16 protein-coding genes and 1 pseudogene are annotated in these 17088 nt (G+C 72.2%); 8 read left to right on the top strand and 9 right to left on the bottom strand.

What is annotated here, in order from left to right; genetic code table 11:
* Window positions 1-345, bottom strand: a pseudogene (locus AC13HU_RS11775) (hypothetical protein); the annotation flags it as partial.
* Window positions 346-521: 176 nt separating this feature from the next.
* Between AC13HU_RS11775 and AC13HU_RS11780 the strand changes: the two are divergent.
* Window positions 522-1004 carry a hypothetical protein gene (locus tag AC13HU_RS11780; RefSeq protein ID WP_483041756.1) on the top strand — a complete coding sequence of 161 codons (483 nt, stop codon included), beginning with the start codon at window positions 522-524 and terminating at the stop codon, window positions 1002-1004.
* Here the strand turns inward: AC13HU_RS11780 and AC13HU_RS11785 are convergent.
* On the bottom strand, window positions 991-1599 hold the full coding sequence (locus AC13HU_RS11785) for a class I SAM-dependent methyltransferase (protein WP_483041757.1): 609 nt from the start codon (window positions 1597-1599) through the stop codon (window positions 991-993). The two genes, AC13HU_RS11780 and AC13HU_RS11785, sit on opposite strands and share 14 nt — an antisense overlap.
* 13 nt (window positions 1600-1612) lie before the next feature.
* Between AC13HU_RS11785 and AC13HU_RS11790 the strand changes: the two genes are divergently transcribed.
* The 3 genes from AC13HU_RS11790 (at window position 1613) to AC13HU_RS11800 (ending at window position 3954) form a co-directional block, all read left to right on the top strand.
* Window positions 1613-1948, top strand: coding sequence for a YnfA family protein (locus AC13HU_RS11790; RefSeq protein WP_483041758.1), 336 nt, complete (start codon window positions 1613-1615; stop codon window positions 1946-1948).
* A 118-nt stretch (window positions 1949-2066) separates the two neighbouring features.
* Window positions 2067-2471: a roadblock/LC7 domain-containing protein gene (locus tag AC13HU_RS11795; RefSeq protein ID WP_335976321.1), complete on the top strand. Its 405-nt coding sequence runs from the start codon at window positions 2067-2069 to the stop codon at window positions 2469-2471.
* A gap of 112 nt (window positions 2472-2583) precedes the next feature.
* Window positions 2584-3954: a DUF6397 family protein gene (locus AC13HU_RS11800; RefSeq protein WP_483041759.1), complete on the top strand. Its 1371-nt coding sequence runs from the start codon at window positions 2584-2586 to the stop codon at window positions 3952-3954.
* Here the strand turns inward: AC13HU_RS11800 and AC13HU_RS11805 are convergent.
* Entirely contained in the window at window positions 3861-6374 is a 2514-nt protein-coding gene (locus AC13HU_RS11805; protein WP_483041760.1) for a DEAD/DEAH box helicase, read from the bottom strand. The two genes, AC13HU_RS11800 and AC13HU_RS11805, sit on opposite strands and share 94 nt — an antisense overlap.
* A 133-nt stretch (window positions 6375-6507) precedes the next feature.
* On the opposite strand from AC13HU_RS11805, the gene AC13HU_RS11810 reads away from it, so the two are divergent.
* Window positions 6508-7302 carry a metal-dependent hydrolase gene (locus tag AC13HU_RS11810; protein ID WP_483041761.1) on the top strand — a complete coding sequence of 265 codons (795 nt, stop codon included), beginning with the start codon at window positions 6508-6510 and terminating at the stop codon, window positions 7300-7302.
* Here AC13HU_RS11810 and AC13HU_RS11815 read toward each other — a convergent pair.
* Genes AC13HU_RS11815 through AC13HU_RS11825 form a run of 3 tightly spaced genes read right to left on the bottom strand, consistent with a single transcriptional unit; the run spans window position 7238 to window position 12013 of the window.
* Window positions 7238-8254 carry an MFS transporter gene (locus AC13HU_RS11815; protein ID WP_483041762.1) on the bottom strand — a complete coding sequence of 339 codons (1017 nt, stop codon included), beginning with the start codon at window positions 8252-8254 and terminating at the stop codon, window positions 7238-7240. The two genes, AC13HU_RS11810 and AC13HU_RS11815, sit on opposite strands and share 65 nt — an antisense overlap.
* Window positions 8255-8282: 28 nt before the next feature.
* Window positions 8283-10067 (bottom strand): ABC transporter ATP-binding protein, encoded by a 1785-nt coding sequence (locus AC13HU_RS11820; RefSeq protein WP_483041763.1) that lies wholly within the window; start codon window positions 10065-10067, stop codon window positions 8283-8285.
* The gene (locus AC13HU_RS11825) at window positions 10064-12013 is read right to left on the bottom strand and encodes an ABC transporter transmembrane domain-containing protein (RefSeq protein ID WP_483041764.1); all 1950 of its coding nucleotides are present in this window, start codon (window positions 12011-12013) and stop codon (window positions 10064-10066) included. Before AC13HU_RS11825 ends, AC13HU_RS11820 begins: the two co-directional genes overlap by 4 nt.
* Window positions 12014-12310: 297 nt before the next feature.
* On the opposite strand from AC13HU_RS11825, the gene mscL reads away from it, so the two are divergent.
* Complete coding sequence (mscL, locus tag AC13HU_RS11830; protein ID WP_483041765.1) at window positions 12311-12787, top strand: large conductance mechanosensitive channel protein MscL; 477 nt, start codon at window positions 12311-12313, stop codon at window positions 12785-12787.
* A 59-nt stretch (window positions 12788-12846) separates the two neighbouring features.
* On the opposite strand, the gene AC13HU_RS11835 is transcribed toward mscL, so the two are convergent.
* The gene (locus AC13HU_RS11835; protein ID WP_483041769.1) at window positions 12847-13332 is read right to left on the bottom strand and encodes a MarR family winged helix-turn-helix transcriptional regulator; all 486 of its coding nucleotides are present in this window, start codon (window positions 13330-13332) and stop codon (window positions 12847-12849) included.
* 392 nt (window positions 13333-13724) lie between these two features.
* Between AC13HU_RS11835 and AC13HU_RS11840 the strand changes: the two genes are divergently transcribed.
* Together AC13HU_RS11840 and AC13HU_RS11845 are read left to right on the top strand one after the other, a co-directional pair.
* Window positions 13725-15569, top strand: a complete 1845-nt coding sequence (locus AC13HU_RS11840) for an ABC transporter ATP-binding protein (RefSeq protein ID WP_483041770.1) — start codon at window positions 13725-13727, stop codon at window positions 15567-15569.
* A 90-nt stretch (window positions 15570-15659) separates the two neighbouring features.
* A complete protein-coding gene (locus AC13HU_RS11845) occupies window positions 15660-16037 on the top strand; it encodes a DoxX family protein (protein ID WP_483041766.1) in 378 nt (125 codons plus the stop codon).
* Here AC13HU_RS11845 and AC13HU_RS11850 read toward each other — a convergent pair.
* Both AC13HU_RS11850 and AC13HU_RS11855 read right to left on the bottom strand, forming a co-directional pair.
* A complete protein-coding gene (locus AC13HU_RS11850) occupies window positions 16029-16721 on the bottom strand; it encodes a LutC/YkgG family protein (RefSeq protein ID WP_483041767.1) in 693 nt (230 codons plus the stop codon). The two genes, AC13HU_RS11845 and AC13HU_RS11850, sit on opposite strands and share 9 nt — an antisense overlap.
* Window positions 16718-17088 (bottom strand): lactate utilisation protein LutB domain-containing protein (locus tag AC13HU_RS11855; RefSeq protein WP_483041768.1); only part of this gene is annotated, 371 nt, incomplete at its 5' end. The genes AC13HU_RS11850 and AC13HU_RS11855, both read right to left, overlap by 4 nt.

Below are 17088 nucleotides of genomic sequence, written 5' to 3' on the forward strand. Positions count from 1 at the left end.
GGGGATGCCGGGCGCCGCGACGGCGACCGGCAGCGGCCAGCCCGGCAGGGACGCGATCATGGTGCTCTCGTCCGGCGACAGGTCGTACTCGAGCCCGCAGTCCCATGCGGCCAGCGCGCACGCGACCATCGCGGCGTCGGTCGTGGCCACGGTCCAGCGCGCCCCGGCGGAGTCCTGCCCGAACACCAAGCCGTAGCCGCCCACCAGCGGTTCGAGCCCCAACCGCGCGCACGCCGCGGGGTAGTCGTCGCCCAGCACACCGGGGAAACCGCCAGGCGCCAGCATCGCCGCGGTCAGCACGAGCAGCGCGTCCTCCTCCGGCGTGTCCTCCGCGTTGCCGCCCATCCCTACCTCCCTGTCGCCCGCCCGGTCCGCCGCACCCTAACCAGCCGGTAACCTCCGCGTCGAGGGGCATGGAAGTGAGGAAACCGTGCGCGAAGCGGTCCGGTACGGCGCAGGAACAGGCGCGCTCGACGCAAACCATTGGCGGCGCCGGGGAGTTGCCGCCTACCATCGCGGCCATGTCCCAGATCGGGCGTTCCCACTTCGTCTGCGTGCCGTGCCGCGCTTCGTGGAAGAAGCACGGCAACGGCGGCCGCGGGGACGCCTGTCCGCGTTGCGGCGGTCCGCTCGTCGACGCCGGCCAGCAACTCGCCGTGCCACGTAGGCGGGACACCGCGGGCTGGCGCGCCCTCGCCGCCGTGCTGGCCGCCGGGCTCCGGTTCCACCCCACCTGCCTGTGCTGCCTCGACGGCCCCGGCTACCGCCCGCGCACCCCGCGCGAGGTCCGCGAGCGGCTCGCACACGCGGCGGCCACGGGCGTCTCCGTCGAGGTGGCGCTCGCCTGCGAGGACCTCACCCACACCGACGTCCACCCCGGCCCTGGCCCGCGCCGTAGCGCCAAGGGCAGGAAGCTGCCCCGAGCCGCGGGGCCGGGTCGTCCGAGGGGATCGAACAGCTTCTCCGCCGCGGCGGGTTCCGTCCGTCCGTTCAGGGCTTCCTGACCGCCAGCGCCAGATAGCGCGCGTCGGAGTCGTCGAGGAGCAGCAACTCCCATCCGGTGCTGCCGAGCAGCCGCCCGATTCGGGGCTGCGCGCGCACATCGTCGGGCGGGAGCGGGTGGCCGTGGCGGGCGGCGAGCGCGGCGCGGCCGCACGGGTGGAAGAGCGCGAGACGGCCCTCCGGCCGGGTGACGCGGGCGAGTTCGCGCAAGCCGGCGGCCGGATCGGGGAGATGGTGCACGAGCCCCGAGGCGAGCACGGCGTCGAACACGCCTGACGCCAGCGGCAGTCGCGTGCAGTCGGCTTCGATCAGCGCGCCATGTGCTCGGCGGCCGAGCGCGACCGCCTCCCGCAGCATCTCGGGAGTCAGATCCACACCGACGACGATGCCCTCGGGCCCGACCGCGGTCCGCACCTGCGGCAGCGCCCGCGCCGTACCGCATCCCGCGTCGAGCACCGCGTTGCCCCGCCGCGGCCCCAACTCGGCGATCACGGCCGCGAACGCCGGGCTGTCGTCAGGAAAGCGCACTTCCCAGCCGGCGGCCCGCGCCGCGAAGAACTCCCGCACCCGGTCGTGTCCGCGCTCCAATCCGGCCATGCATCATGGTCGCATGATCACGCTGCGCTCCGTTGCCTTGTTCCTTCTCGCCGCCGTTCTGGAGATCGGCGGTGCGTGGCTGATCTGGCAGGGCTTGCGCGAGCACCGCGGAATCGGCTGGATCGCCGCGGGTGTCGTCTTCCTCGGCTGCTACGGATTCGTCGCGACGCTCCAGCCGAGCGGCGACTTCGGGCGCATCCTGGCGGCGTACGGCGGGGTGTTCGTCGCGGGTTCGCTGGTGTGGGGCATGATCCTCGACGGCTACCGGCCGGACCGTTTCGACGTGATCGGCGCGGTGGTCTGCCTCGTCGGTGTCGGCGTCATCATGTATGCCCCGCGTGGTGGCTGATTCCATCCGTCCGGAGCCGTGCGAACGGCCGTCCGACTGCGGTCGGCACGGGGAGGGGCTTGCTCTTGCGCGTTCGGCGTACCAGGCTGCGTACCGCAGCGGAGATGGGAGGTAGGCCATGACGGTGGGCAACGGGCTCGCATGGCTGCTCGATGACCTGACCAAGCGGGTGCCACACGTGCAGCACGCGCTCGTGCTGTCCAACGACGGCTTGGTCACGGGTGCCAGCGGTGATCTCGACCGGCCGACCGCCGAGCACCTGGCCGCTGTGTCATCGGGTTTCCACAGCCTTGCCAAGGGCGCCGGCCGGCAGTTCGGCACCGGCGGGGTGCGGCAGACCATGATCGAGTTCGAGGAGGGTTTCCTCTTCGTCACGGCGGCGGGCGACGGAAGTTGCCTGTCCGTGCTCAGCGGGATGGACGCGGACATCGGCCAGGTCGCGTACGAGATGACACGGCTGGTGCGCCGGGTCGGCGAACATCTCGGCGTCGCGCCGCGGCAGTCCGGCACAGCACACGCCTGAGCTGCGGGTTTCGTCCGGATTTCGGAGTTATCCACAGGCTCTCCGCGGAGGTTCGACTTTCCGCGCTAGTTTGGTCACTGTCAGTGATCGAACTTCGCGGAAGGTGATGGAGATGGGTGCGACGCAGCAGCGGCAGGTGCAGAACCGGGCCGGACAGGCGAGCGTGGACCGGGCGCGGGCGGCGCGGTCGAGGCAGGATCGGCGCCGTGTGGACCGCGGCCGTCCAGATCGTGGTGGCTCGGTCCGCGGTGGGCTGGGTGAGGCCGCCGGGCCGGAGCATGGTGGGCCGGAGCGGGCGCGGCAGGACCGGCTCGTGGCGGACGGGCCACCGCGGGCGACGGCGGACGCCCCCTTGATGACGCTCGGCCGGGCCCGGGACGCGCTGGGCCTCGACTACGACGAGTTCGACCTCGCCGTGCAGATCGGTGAGGTCTCCACGGTCGCGTGCGGGTCGCGTAGCTGGAAGGTCAGACCCGACGAGGTGGACCGGCTCGTCGCCGAGGGTGGCCATCCGCTGCCGCTGCTCGACCGCCTCCGGCTCGTCGGCAGCGCCGAGGCGGCGAAGGAACTCGGCGTGGGCCGGGAGCGGTTCGTCCGGCTGGCCAGGGCAGGGCACATGCGCCCGGTCCGCTGGTATGTGAACCGGTATCACGCGCTGGTGTGGATGTATCTCGCCCGGGACCTTCCGGTGCTCGCCGAGCACAGCCCTGCGCTGTTGCGCGGCCCCTTGCCCGAGGGGCTGCGGGCCGCGGTGGCCGATGGCGAGGACGAGCGGGCCCGCGGCTGGCGTTCCCGCCGCGTCGCCCAACTCGTGCGCGATGCCTACGACGCGTGGGACGAGGCGGCCGTCTGGTCGGCACTGCTCGGGCCGGAGTTCGTCGACAGCGCGGTGCCCGATCCTTACGAACGCGCGCATCTGCGCAAGCTGCGCGCCGCCCTGCCACCTGGCCGTCCCGGTCTTGCCGCACCCGAGCAGATCAAGGCGATCACCACCGCCGACCATCCGGACGAGATCGCGCTGGCCCTCGTGGCGCTGGCCGACGCGCTCGGGCGGGCAAGGGAGTTGCGGCCCGCCCCAGGACGCGCCGTAGGTGCCGCCGCAGAACTCGCCCCCGAACCTCCTGCGTTGTCCGTGCCGTCCGTGGCGCCTCCCTCCATGTCCTCACCGCTTCTGCTGCCGCTGCCGGAAGGGCTCGCCACTGATCTTCCGGAGCTCGCTGAACTCCCCGAATCCGCCGAACCCGGCGCCGCCGGACCGGCCCGGCCGGACAGCGCGGGCGACGACGGCCGGCCGGTCCTGCGCGGGCTGTTGCGGCTGCTGGGGCGCAGGAACCGGTCAGCGGCTGTGGGCGAGGGTGCATGTTCGGGCGGCCGGGTGCGCGGACGCCCTCACAACTCGCCTACGTCGGTGACCCGGACCACCGCGCGACCCTCCTCGTCGGAGGCCGCGAGGTCCACCTCCGCCGAAATGCCCCAGCCGTGATCGCCGTTGGGGTCGGCGAAGGTCTGCCGGACCCGCCACAGGCCGTGCTCCGGCTGCTCCTCGATGAGCAGCAGCTTCGGGCCGCGGGCGTCCGGTCCGGTGCCGAGGTCGTCGTACTCGTCCCAGTAGGCGTCCATGGCATCCGCCCAGGCGTCGGCGTCCCACCCGGACTCGGCGTCGAGCTCGCCGAGTTGATGGTACTTCTCCAGCGCGGCCAGCTCGACCCGGCGGAAGAGGGCGTTGCGGACCAGTACCCGGAAGGCGCGGGCATTGGCGGTCACCGGCTTGACCTGGTCGGCGCGCTCGGCGGCCTCCTCGGCGCTCTCCACCTCGGGGTTGGCCAGTTGCTCCCACTCGTCGAGCAGACTGGAGTCGACCTGCCGTACCAGTTCGCCGAGCCAGGCCGTGAGGTCCTGGAAGTCCTCCGACTTCAGGTCGTCGGGCACGGTGTGGTCAAGCGCCTTGTAGGCGCCGGCCAGGTAGCGCAGCACGATGCCCTCGGTCCTGGCCAGCTCGTAGTTGGAGACGAACTCCGAGAACGTCATGGCCCGTTCGTACATGTCGCGGATGACGGACTTCGGCGACAGCGGGTGGTCGCCGACCCACGGATGGCTCTTGCGGTACACGCCGTAGGCATGCAGGAGCAGCTCCTCCAGCGGCTTGGGGTAGGAGACGTCCTGAATCCGCTCCATCCGCTCCTCGTACTCCACCCCGTCGGCCTTCATCTCCGCGATCGCCTCGCCACGCGCCTTGTTCTGCTGGGCGGCGAGGATCTGGCGGGGGTCGTCCAGGGTGGACTCCACCACGGAGACCATGTCCAGGGCGTAGGAGGGGGAGCCGGGGTCGAGGAGTTCGAAGGCGGCCAGCGCGAAGGTGGACAGTGGCTGGTTGAGCGCGAAGTTCTGCTGGAGGTCGACGGTGAGCCGGACGATCCTGCCCTCGGAGTCCGGCTCGTCGAGCCGCTCCACGACACCGCCGTCGAGCAGCGAGCGGTAGATCGCGATGGCCCGCCGGATGTGCCGCAGCTGGGACCTGCGGTCCTCGTGGTTGTCCTCCAGCAGCCGCCGCATCGCGTCGAAGGCGTTGCCCGGCCGGGCGATCACCGACAGCAGCATCGCGTGGGTGACCCGGAAGCGGGAGGTCAGCGCCTCCGGCTCGGAGGCGATCAGCTTCTCGAAGGTGTTCTGCCCCCAGCCGACAAACCCCTCCGGAGCCTTCTTGCGCACCACCTTGCGGCGCTTCTTCGGGTCGTCGCCGGCCTTGGCCAGCGCCTTCTCGTTCTCGATCACGTACTCGGGAGCCTGCGCCACCACGAAGCCGGCCGTGTCGAAGCCGGCGCGCCCGGCACGCCCGGCGATCTGGTGGAACTCCCGGGCCCGCAGCACACGCACCCGCTGCCCGTCGTACTTCGCCAGCGCGGTGAACAGCACCGTCCGGATCGGCACGTTGACGCCGACGCCGAGGGTGTCGGTGCCGCAGATCACCTTCAGCAGCCCTGCCTGCGCCAGCTTCTCCACCAGCCGGCGGTACTTCGGCAGCATCCCCGCGTGGTGCACCCCGATGCCGTGCCGCACGTAGCGGGACAGGTTGCGGCCGAAGGCGGTGGTGAAGCGGAAGTTGCCGATCAGGTCGGCGATGGCGTCCTTCTCGGCCCGCGTGCACATGTTGATGCTCATCAGCGCCTGCGCCCGCTCCACCGCGGCGGCCTGTGTGAAGTGCACGATGTACACCGGCGACTGGCGGGTCTCCAGCAGTTCGGTGAGGGTCTCGGTCAGCGGTGTGGTGCGGTACTCGTAGCTCAGCGGCACCGGTCGGGTCGCGGACCTGACCACCGCGGTGGGCCGCCCGGTGCGCCGGGTCAGGTCCTCCTCGAACCGTGCCACGTCGCCCAGCGTCGCCGACATCAGCACGAACTGTGCCTGCGGCAGCTCCAGCAGCGGGATCTGCCACGCCCAGCCACGGTCCGGTTCGGCGTAGAAGTGGAACTCGTCCATGACGACCTGGCCGACGTCGGCGTTCCGCCCGTCGCGCAGCGCGATCGAGGCCAGCACCTCTGCGGTGCAGCAGATCACCGGGGCGTCCGGGTTGACCGAAGCGTCGCCGGTGAGCATGCCGACGTTCTCGGTGCCGAACATCTTGCACAGGTCGAAGAACTTCTCCGAGACCAGCGCCTTGATCGGCGCGGTGTAGAAGGTGACCTCGTCGCGGGCCAGCGCGGCGAAGTGCGCACCCGCCGCCACCAGGCTCTTTCCGGAGCCGGTGGGGGTGGAGAGGATCACATTCGCCCCCGAGACCACCTCGATCAGCGCCTCCTCCTGGGCCGGGTAGAGGGTGATGCCCTGTCCCTCGGCCCATGTCGAGAACGCTTCGAAGAGGGCATCGGGGTCGGCGTCGGAAGGGAGCTGATCGATAAGGGTCACCCCTCCATCTTGCCCGTCCGGGCGCCCAAGGGCGGAACCGGCGGTGAAGCCGATGATCACCACGGGTAGGGTGTGGCGTCGACCACGCGTCAACTCCGCCTGCGGGCGGCCGAATCGGGGGTATCGCTACACCATGATGGGACCAGCACACTCGCTGTCGGGAGCGACGGCCTGGTTGGGCGTCGGCGCCATCGCGGCCGGCCTCGGCGACCCTATGCCGTGGCCGACTCTCGTGGTCGGTGCGCTGATCTGTGCGGGTGCGGCCCTGGCGCCCGACTTGGACCACCAGGCCGCGACCATCTCCCGGGCCTTCGGCCCGCTGTCCCACCTGGCCTGCAAGTTCATTGACGCGCTCTCCCACACCGCCTACAGGACGACCCGCATGAGCGGTGACCCTCGCCGCGCCGGCGGCCACCGGACCTTGACCCACACCTGGCTGTGGGCGGCGCTGCTCGGCGTCGGTTTTTCGGCGCTGGCCGTCTACGGCGGCCGGTGGGCGGTGCTGGCGATCCTCTTCGTGCACATGGTGCTCGCCGTGGACGGCCTGCTGTGGCGGCAGGCACGCGCCTCCAGCCACGTCCTGGTGTGGCTGCTCGGCGCGACGAGCGCCTGGATGCTCGCCGATGCGCTGGACGACCCGGGCAACGGAAAGGCGTGGCTGTTCACCGAGCCCGGCCAGCACTACATGTGGATCGGCATGCCGATTGTGCTCGGTGCGCTGGTGCACTGCCTCGGCGACGCGCTGACCGTCTCCGGGTGCCCGATCCTGTGGCCGATACCTGTCGGCCGTAGGCGCTGGCATCCGCTGGGTCCGCCGAAGTTCATGCGCTTCCGGGCCGGGAGCTGGGTGGAGATCAAGATACTCACCCCGGTGTTCTTCGTGACGGGCGGTGTCTGCGCCGTCGGTGCCCTCGGGCTGTTCGGCTAACCGCACCGTCGTCAGCCGGCCGCTCGGTGGAGTCGCCGCAACGAGGGTGCGGCGGCCGGGGCGGGCGGGCGGCGCGTATCGCGGGAAGGGCGAGTACCGCGATCACCGCAGAGGTCTGCCACGCCACGCCGAAGCCGAGCACTCCCGACGTGCCGACGAGCAGGGAGACCGGCCCGGCGGCGGCCAGACCGACGGGGCCGAGGACGAAGGCCCCGAAGGAGCTGTAGGCGCTCACCCGGGCAAGGACCTCGCGCGGCACATGACGCTGCACGGCGGCCGTGTAGAGCGTGCCGCAGACCGCCGAGCCGATGCCCGCCAGGAAGGCGGCGACGCACACCCACGCCAGCGGCAGGCGGGTGGCGAGCGCGGCGGAGGGCAACGACCAGCCCAGCGAGGCAGCGATCGCCGCGAACAGCGGCCGGCGCGGACGGCGACCGAGCATGGCGACGCCGCCGGCTACCGCGCCAGCCCCGTCGACGGCCATCACCACACCCCACGACGACGCGCCGCCGAGCCGCTGCCGGGCGACGACGGGACCGAGGACCAGGAACGGTCCCCACACGAGGAGGTTCATCAGGCCGATGTGCGCGGTGGTCACCCACAGCCAGGTGCGGGAGCGGAACGCGGTCCAGCCTTCTTTCAGGTCCGCAGCGAAGGACGAGACACGTGCGGCGGGCGGTGCCGCGCTCGGTAGCAGGAGGAGCACGACGACGCTCACGGCGTAGCTGGCGGCGTCCAGGGCGAGCACGCAGGACGCACCGCTGACCGCGGTCAGGACGCCGGCGAGCACCGGGCCCGCGATGGACGTCGCGGCGGCGGCCATGCCGAGCAGCGTGTTGGCGTCGGACAGCGCCGCGCCGCGAGTGAGGTACGGGACCAGGGCGTCAACGGCCAGGTGCCGAGCCCTGCCCCCGGTACTCCTCACCCGCTCCAGCAGCCTCGCCCGTTCCAAGACAAGAGGCTTGCCCGCTCCAGCGGTCTCACCCGTGCCAGGAGCGCCACAGTGCCGCGTACGCGCCCTCCGCCTCGACCAGTTGGTGGTGGCTGCCCAACTCGCTGATCCGGCCGTCCTCGACCACGGCGATCACGTCGGCGTCGTGCGCGGTGTGCAGGCGGTGGGCGATGGCCACCACGGTACGGCCGTCCAGTACGCGGGACAGGGAGCGTTCGAGGTGGCGGGCGGCGCGCGGGTCGAGCAGGGAGGTCGCCTCGTCGAGCACCAGGGTGTGCGGGTCGGCCAGCACCAGCCTGGCGAGCGCGAGTTGCTGGGCCTGCGCCGGGGTGAGGGTGGCGCCGCCGGAGCCGACCTCGGTGTCCAGGCCGTCGGCCAGCGCACGCGCCCACTCCTGCGCGTCGACGGCGGCCAGCGCCTCCCACAACTCGCCGTCGTCGGCCGCCGGGCGGGCCAGCCGCAGGTTGTCGCGGAGGGTGCCGACGAAAACGTGGTGCTCCTGGTTGACCAGGGCGACGTGCTCCCTGACCCGCTCGGCGGGCATCCGGGCCAGCGCGGCCCCGCCGAGGGTGACCTCGCCGGTCCGCGGCGCGTACAGCCCGGCCAGCAGCCGCCCGAGAGTGGACTTGCCCGCGCCCGACGGCCCGACCAGCGCCAGCCGGGTGCCGGGCGGCACGTTCAGCGACACATCGTGCAGCACATCGGTGCCCGCGACGTAGCCGAACCGCACGTGGTCCGCGGTCATGGTCCGGCCGTCCGGCACCAGCGCCCCGTCGCCCTTGTCGACCGCGACCTCGCGCACCCCGACCAGCCGGGCCAGCGACGCCTGCGCGGTCTGCAACTCGTCGTACCAGCGCAGCATCAGGCCGATCGGGTCGACCAGCATCTGCGCGTACATCGCGCCCGTGGTCAGCGCGCCCACGGCCAGCCAGCCGTGCAGCGCGAAGCCGCCGCCGATCATCAGTACCGAGGTCAGGATCAGCACGTGCGTCATGTTGATCGCGGGGAACAGCACGCTGCGCAGCCACAGCGTGTAGCGGCTCCAGCCGATCCAGTTCCGCAGCCGGGTCCGGGACAACTCCTCCCGACGGTCGCCCAGGCCGTGCGCCTCGATGGTGCGGCCGGCGTCGACGGTCTCGGCGAGCGCGGCGGCGACGGCCGCGTAACTCGCCACCTCCGCGCGGTAGGCGTGCGGCGCGCGCCGGAAGTACCAGCGGCAGCCCACGATCAGCACCGGCAGCGCCACCACTACGGCCAGCGCCAGCGGCGGGGCGGTCACCGCGAGGGCGCCGAGCAGCAGCAGCGCCCACACCACCGCGACCGCGAGCTGCGGCACCGCCTCCCGCATCGCCTCCGACAGCCGGTCGATGTCGGTGGTGATCCGCGACAGCAGGTCGCCGGTCCCGGCCCGCTCCAGCACGCCGGGCGGCAGGGAGATCGAGCGCACCAGGAAGTCCTCGCGCAGGTCGGCGAGCATGCGCTCGCCCAGCACCGCCCCGCGCAGCCGTACCAGCCGCACGAAGCACGCCTGCACCGCCAGTGCGGCCAGGAACAGGCAGACGGTACGCGTCAGATGGATGTCGTGGTGGCCGTCCGACAGGCCCTGCACCAGATCGCCGAGGAGGAACGGCCCGACCATCGACGCGACGACCGCGACCGTGTTGACACCGAGCAGCACGGCGAACGCGCCCCGGTGCCGCCGGGCCAGCTCGCGGACGTAGCCGCGCACCGTGGCGGACGAGCCGACCGGCAGTGTGGTGCTGTTCTGGGCCGGCATCGAGGGGTCGTGCTCCGGCGGTCGTACGCCGATCATGCGGGCTCCTCCATCGACATGTCGCCACGGACACCGGCTGCTTCGGTGACGGCGGCTGTTTCGGTGTCGCCGGCTGCTTCGGCGGTCTCGGCCGCGTCGTCACCCTGCGCGTCACCCTCACGTGTGACCACGGCCCGGTACAGCGGGGTCGTACGCAGCAGTTCGTGGTGGTTGCCGGTTGCCACCGCCGTGCCGTCGTGGACGAACACCACCCGGTCGGCCCGGTCGAGGACCAGCGGGCTCGACGTGAACACCACGGTGGTACGGCCGGCGCGGATCTCCCGCAGACCGTGGGCGATCCGCGCCTCGGTGTGGGCGTCGACCGCCGATGTCGGCTCGTCGAGCACCAGCACCTCGGGGTCGGCCACCAGTGAGCGGGCCAGCGCGAGCCGTTGCCGCTGCCCGCCGGACAGCGACCGGCCGCGCTCGATGATCCGGGCCCGCATCGCGTCGCCGGAGTCCGCGTCGGCGCCGGCCAGGGAACGTACCAGCGCGTCGAGCACGTCGGCGCACTGCGCGGCGGCCAGCGCCGCCGGGGCGCTGACGCGGCCGGACGCGGGCACGTCGAGCAGATCGGCCAGGGTGCCGGACAGCAGCACCGGGTCCTTGTCGTGCACGAGTACGGCCGCGCGGGCCACCGCCAGCGGTACGGCGTCCAGCGCCCTGCCGCCGAGCAGTGCCGAGGGCTCGCCCTCGACGGCGACCGGGCTGTGCCCGCCCAGCCGGTCGGCGAGCCGGCCCGCGGCGTCCGGGTCCCCGCCCACCACGGCCGTGAGCAGCCCGGACGGCGCGCGCAGCCCCGTTCCCGGGTCGTGCAACTCGCCCGAGAGCGCGGCGGAGTCCGTCCGGGCGGCCACGCCCTCTTCGCCGATCGCCCCACCGATCGACCCGCCGGCCGACCCACCGACCGCCTCCCCGACCGCCCCGCGGGCGGCTCCGTCGACGTCGCTCCGCCGCAGCGCCAGCACCCGCGCGGCACGCTTCGCCGACGGCCGGGAGAACGACCAGGCCATGGCGATCTCCTCGAAGTTCTGCAGCGGGAACATCAGGAACGACACCGAGCCGTAGACCGTGACCAGTTCGCCGACCGAGATCTGCCCGTCCAGCGCCAGCCGCGCCCCGTACCAGGCGACGCCGACCAGCAGCAGTCCTGGCAGCGCCACCTGGACGGCCGCGATGGTGGCCCACATCCGGGCGCTGTGCACGGCCGCCCGGCGGACCTCCTGCGACACGCGGCGGTAGCGGTCGAGGAAGAGCTCCTCGCCGCCGATCCCGCGCAGCACCCGCAGCCCCGCCACGGTGTCGGCCGCCAGTTCCGTGGCCCGGCCGCCCTTCTCCCGCTGGAGGTCGGCACGGCGGGTGGCCGCGGGCAGCAGCGGCAGTACGGACAGCGCCAGCACCGGTACGGACGCGGCGACCACGACACCGAGTTTCGGTTCGTACACCAGCAGCGCCACGGCCACGCCGACCGTGGCCAGCAGCGCCGAGGTGAAGCGGGCCAGCGCCTCGACGAACCAGCCGATCTTCTCGACGTCGCCGGTGCTGACCGCGACCACTTCGCCCGCCGCCACCCGCCGGGTCAGGACCGCGCCCAGCTCGACCGCCTTGGCGGCGAGGAGTTGCTGCACCCTGGTGGCGGCGCTGACCCAGTTGGTGACCGCGGTGCGGTGCAGCATCGTGTCGCCGAGCGCGGTGAGCAGCCCGAGCACGAGCAGCACGACGCCGGCCAGCACCAGACGGGTGCCCGAGCGGTCCACCACGGCCTGCACGGCCGCCCCGACCACTGCGGGGAAGCACGCCACGGACGCCATGTGGAGCGTGCCCCACGCGGCCGCGGCCAGCTGAGCGCGCCACTGGCCCAACTCCAGCCAGATCAGGAGCCGGCGGCCGGAACGGGTGTCGGGCCGACCCGGGTCGGCGAAGGGGAGGCTGTTGAGGGACGGCATGATGTCCTGGGGTGGATGCGTGGGTGCGGGCAGGAGTCGGGGCCCGGACGGAACTGCGGCCCGGGCGGGAGCGGAAGATGTACGGCGCTCCGGGTGTTCCGGGCGATCCCCCGCAATCGGGCCGGAAACAACCGTGAGCCGTGCAAGACTCGCCGCGCACCGGCCGTCGGGTCAAACGGTTTTCGACCGCCGCACTCACTCGTGTGGGTGACCTCAACCACACCGGTTTTGCAGCTCCGTGGCCGTAAACGGCACACTGTGTGGCTCCACATCTTGGTTACAGAGGAGACCCCCCACATGAAGGGCTTTCGGGCATTTCTGCTGCGCGGCAACGTCGTCGACCTGGCGGTCGGTATCGTCGTCGGTGCGGCTTTCACCGCGTTGGTGAACGGTTTCGTCGGGGCGTTCCTGACCCCGATCGTCGGCCTGGTGAGCGGTGCCACCGGTGATTTCAGCCACCGCAGCTTCCACGCCTCGGGAGTCACGTTCCCGTACGGCGTGTTCATCAACGCGACGATCAGCTTCGTGATCGTGGCGGCGGTGATCTACTTCCTGGTCGTGCTGCCGATGAACCGCATGCAGGAGAAGTTCTTCCCGAAGACTGCGAGCGCGCCTATGCGCGAGTGCCCGGAGTGCCTGACCGCGATCCCCGCCGCCGCCAAGCGTTGCAGCGCCTGCACCGCGGTGCTCACTCCGACCCTGGTGCCGGCCCAGGGTGGCGGGAGCAGCGCGGCGAGCGCCACGAGCGATGGCGCGGTCGACATCACGAAGTAGCCGCCCGCTGCTGGTGAACGGCGCGCCGCATGTCCTTTGCGGCGCGCCACTTGTTTTTGCTACTTCTCCGGGGCCCCGGCCCGGTGGTGCCCACTGTGCCCACCGTGTCCCGAGGGCTCGCCCTCGCCGAGTACGTCCAGCAGCGCCGACAGCGCGGCGCGCTGCTCGCCGTCCAGCGGTGCCAGCAGTTCGGCTGCCGCGTCCCGGCGCGCCCCGCGCAGCGCGGACAGCGCCCGCGCGCCGTCCTCCCGCAACTCGATCCTGATCACCCGCCGGTTGTGCGGATCGGGTACCCGCCGGACCAGTTCCAGTTCCTCCAGCGCGTCCACGAGCGTGGTGACCGCGCGCGGCACCACGTCGAGGCGCTGCGCGAGGTCGGCCATCCGTGGCGGTGCGTCGCAGTGCGCGAGAGTGCGCAGTAGCCGGGACTGGGCGGGGGTGATGCCCAACGGTTCCATCAGCCGCCGCTGCGAGCGGTGCAGCCGCCGGCTCAGTATCAGCAACTGGTCGGCGAGCCGGCCGGTGACCTCGTCGGCGCCGGGCACGGGCGCTCGGCCGGCGGCCTGGTCGCGCGCCTGCTCGGCGGTCCTCCCGGCGGTCTGCGCGGCGGCGTGATCGCGCGCCTGGCCGGCCGCGGCCGCCTGGCCGGATACCTGAGCTGCTGCCTCGCCGTCCGCCTGACGTGAAGCCTGTCCGGCCGCGCTCTCCTCGGCGGTCGCGGTGGTGCGGGGGTCCATGGCCCCAGGCTATCAGGGAGACACCTCATTGTGAGCATAGGTAACAATGACCTATACTCCCTATGCTTGCGGTGTCCCACACCCCAACTCGTACCCGAACCCGGAGGAGCCCTTTGCGCCCCGAGAACGACCTCGTCAGCCGGTGGACGCCACCGAAACGCACACCCGGCACCCGTGCGGACGTCGACGTCCGCCGCATCATGCGCCTGTTCCGCCCCTACCGCGCTCGCCTCGTCTTCGTCGGCCTGCTGGTCGGCCTGTCCTCGCTGGTGTCGGTCGCGTCGCCGTTCCTGCTGCGCGCGATCCTCGACACCGCCATCCCGCAGGGCCGCACCGGCCTGCTCGCCGTACTCGCGCTGGGCATGATCGCCACCGCCGTCGCCAACGGCGTGTTCGGCGTGATGCAGACCCTGATCTCCACCACCGTCGGCCAGCGCGTCATGCACGACCTGCGCACGTCCGTCTACGAGCGGCTCCAGCGGATGTCGCTCGCCTTCTTCACCCGCACCCGCACCGGCGAGGTGCAGTCCCGGATCGCCAACGACATCGGCGGCATGCAGGCCACCGTCACGTCCACCGCCACGTCCCTGGTCTCGAACCTCACCTCGGTCGTCGCCGCGGTGGTGGCCATGGTCGCCCTGGACTGGAAGCTGACGGTCGTCTCGCTCCTCCTGCTGCCGGTGTTCGTCTGGGTCGCCCGCAAGGTCGGCCGCGAGCGGAAGAAGATCGCCACCCAGCGGCAGAAGCAGATGGCCACGTTGTCCGCGATCGTCACCGAGTCGCTGTCGGTCAGCGGCATCCTGCTCGGCCGCACCATGGGCCGGGCCGACTCCCTGACCCGCGACTTCTCGACCGAGTCCGAGAGCCTGGTCGACCTGGAAGTGCGCTCGAACATGCAGGGCCGCTGGCGGATGGCCGTGATCGGCATCGTGATGTCCGCGATGCCCGCGCTGCTGTACTGGGCGGCCGGCCTCACCGGCGGCGGCGGTCCCGGCTCGGCGATCTCCATCGGCACCCTGGTCGCGTTCGTCACCCTCCAGCAGGGCCTGTTCCGGCCGACCGTCCAGCTGCTCGCCACCGGCGTGGAGGTGCAGACCTCGCTCGCGCTGTTCCAGCGCATCTTCGAGTACCTCGACCTGCCCGTGGACATCACCGAGCGGCCCGACCCGGTGCGCATCGACCGGGTCCGCGGCGACATCCGCTTCGAGAACGTCGACTTCGCCTACGAGGCGGAGGGCGGCAAGCCCGCCGCGCCCACCCTGCGCGGCATCGACCTCACCCTGCCCGCGGGCGGCAGCCTGGCCGTGGTCGGCGCGACCGGCTCCGGCAAGAGCACGCTCAGCTACCTCGTACCGCGCCTGTACGACGTGACCGGCGGCAAGGTCACGCTCGACGGCACCGACGTGCGGGACCTGAGCTTCGACACACTCGCGGCCGCGGTCGGCGTCGTCTCCCAGGAGACCTACCTCTTCCACGCCTCCGTCGCCGACAACCTGCGCTTCGCCAAGCCCGACGCCACCGACGCCGAGATCGAGGCCGCCGCCAGGGCCGCGCAGATCCACGACCACATCGCGGGCCTGCCCGACGGTTACGACACCCTCGTCGGCGAGCGCGGCTACCGTTTCTCCGGCGGCGAGAAGCAGCGCCTGGCCCTAGCCCGTACGATCCTGCGCGACCCGCCGGTGCTGATCCTGGACGAGGCCACCAGCGCGCTCGACACCCGCACCGAGGCCGCCGTCCAGGACGCGATCGACGCCCTCTCGGCAGGCCGGACCACCATCACCATCGCCCACCGGCTGTCCACGATCCGTGACGCGGACCAGATCGCCGTCCTCGACGCAGGCCGCATCGTCGAACGCGGCACCCACGACGAACTCCTCGACCTCGACGGGCGGTACGCGGCCCTGAGCCGGCGCGGCGCACAGCACGTCGACGCGGCCGCCGCCGAAGCGATCACCGCCGAATCGACCGTTTCCGACGCGGCAGCCCCCCGATCGACCGCCGGCGAACCGGCCGCACTCGAACCGGCGGCCACCGCGCCCTGAAATCCGGCGCTCGGGCTTGCCGACGCGACCCTACCCGCGGGTAGGGTGGGCCTCCTGGGAATCGTCCGCCCGTTCGAGGAGGTCGTCCACGTGCCCATACGCCCCGCGCCACTGCTCGCCGGACTGCTCGCGACCGCCGGCGCCCTGCACTTCCTGCGGCCCGAGCCCTTCGACGGCACCGTGCCCACCGCCCTGCCGGGCAGCCCCCGCGACTGGACCCGGGCCAGCGGCGTCGCCGAGCTCGCGCTCGCCGCCGCCGTCACGCTGCCGGCCACCCGCAGGACCGGTGGCCTGCTCACCGCCGGCTTCTTCGCCGCGGTCTTCCCGGCCAACGTCAAGATGGCCTACGACTGGCGGCACCGCCCCGCCCCGCTCAAGGCCGCCGCCTACGCCCGGCTGCCCCTCCAAGTGCCGCTGGTGATATGGGCCTTGAAGGTCAGCCGGTCGGCCGCGTCCGGCTCACGCTGAACCCGGCGCCGGTCCGGACGCCGGCGGCTCGACCCCCGACACCAACACGACGTCCAGCGTGCGCGGGCCGTGTACGCCTTCCACGCGGTCGAGTTCGATGTCGCTGGTGGCCGAGGGGCCCGAGATCCAGGTCATCGGGCGGACCGGGTCCAGCCTGGGCAGCGCCTGCGGCACCGAGTCCACTACCTGATCCGGCACCCGTACGACGCAGACATGGTGGTCCGGCACGAGCGTGATCCGGCGCCTGCCCTGGTCCGGGCCGGCGTCCAGGACGATGGTGCCGGTCTCGGCGATGGCGAGCGCGCAGCCGGTCACGACACTGTCGATACGGTCGAGTTCATGCGTGCCCAGGTCATCGCCGCCGACGGTGATCTCGATGTCCGTCGCGTTGCTCAGCCACGCCTCGGGTAGTCCGGCGGGCGCCACGGCCGTACGGCTGCCGTGCGCGGTGAGCAGTCCGGCGATCGTACGGGGCAGGTCGGCGGCGGTGCAGCGGTGGACGTGGGCGCGGTAGTCCGCGAGGTGCTCGGCGAGCAGGTCGGTGCTCTGCTCCGGGGTGCGCTCGCCGTGAACGATGGCGTAGTCCCGGGTGACCGGCAGGTCGTCGGACCTATCGGGCACGTCGCCCAGCGCGGCGCGGATACGGCGCAGGATCTCGGTACGGCTGTGGTCGTTGTCGCTCACTGCTGCTCGCCCTTTCCACGCTTCGCGTCCTTCTCCCGCTGCTGCCACCATTCGCGGAACGATTCCGCGGGTACCTCGGGGAGGTCTCGGTTGTCGCTCCATGCCTTGGCGGGGCCGGGTAGGGGGAGTCGTCGTGGGTGGAGGCGGCGGGTGGCGGCGGCCATTCGTTGGGTCGCGCTCCACGCTCCTGGGTGGTCGAGTGTCCATCGGCCGGCGCGCATTGCGGCTCGTTCGGCTGCGTGGCCTTTGGCGGGTTTGATGGTGGTGCGGGTGCCGTGGATGGTGACTGGGCTGCCTTGGACGACGCGTTCGCGGAGGTGGACGAGGATTTCGGGGATGTTGATGGCGACGGGGCAGACGTCGTAGC

The organism is Streptomyces sp. NH27 (assembly GCF_056859195.1).

Excerpts from the sequence above, each read along its gene's own strand:
- AC13HU_RS11785 (WP_483041757.1), bottom strand. The coding sequence starts at position 1,599 with ATGGCCGGATTGGAGCGCGGACACGACCGGGTGCGGGAGTTCTTCGCG.
- AC13HU_RS11840 (WP_483041770.1), top strand. The coding sequence starts at position 13,725 with ATGCGCCTGTTCCGCCCCTACCGCGCTCGCCTCGTCTTCGTCGGCCTG.
- AC13HU_RS11810 (WP_483041761.1), top strand. The coding sequence starts at position 6,508 with ATGATGGGACCAGCACACTCGCTGTCGGGAGCGACGGCCTGGTTGGGC.
- AC13HU_RS11820 (WP_483041763.1), bottom strand. The coding sequence starts at position 10,067 with ATGATCGGCGTACGACCGCCGGAGCACGACCCCTCGATGCCGGCCCAG.
- mscL (WP_483041765.1), top strand. The coding sequence starts at position 12,311 with ATGAAGGGCTTTCGGGCATTTCTGCTGCGCGGCAACGTCGTCGACCTG.
- AC13HU_RS11800 (WP_483041759.1), top strand. The coding sequence starts at position 2,584 with ATGGGTGCGACGCAGCAGCGGCAGGTGCAGAACCGGGCCGGACAGGCG.
- AC13HU_RS11795 (WP_335976321.1), top strand. The coding sequence starts at position 2,067 with ATGACGGTGGGCAACGGGCTCGCATGGCTGCTCGATGACCTGACCAAG.
- AC13HU_RS11790 (WP_483041758.1), top strand. The coding sequence starts at position 1,613 with ATGATCACGCTGCGCTCCGTTGCCTTGTTCCTTCTCGCCGCCGTTCTG.
- AC13HU_RS11825 (WP_483041764.1), bottom strand. The coding sequence starts at position 12,013 with ATGCCGTCCCTCAACAGCCTCCCCTTCGCCGACCCGGGTCGGCCCGAC.
- AC13HU_RS11780 (WP_483041756.1), top strand. The coding sequence starts at position 522 with ATGTCCCAGATCGGGCGTTCCCACTTCGTCTGCGTGCCGTGCCGCGCT.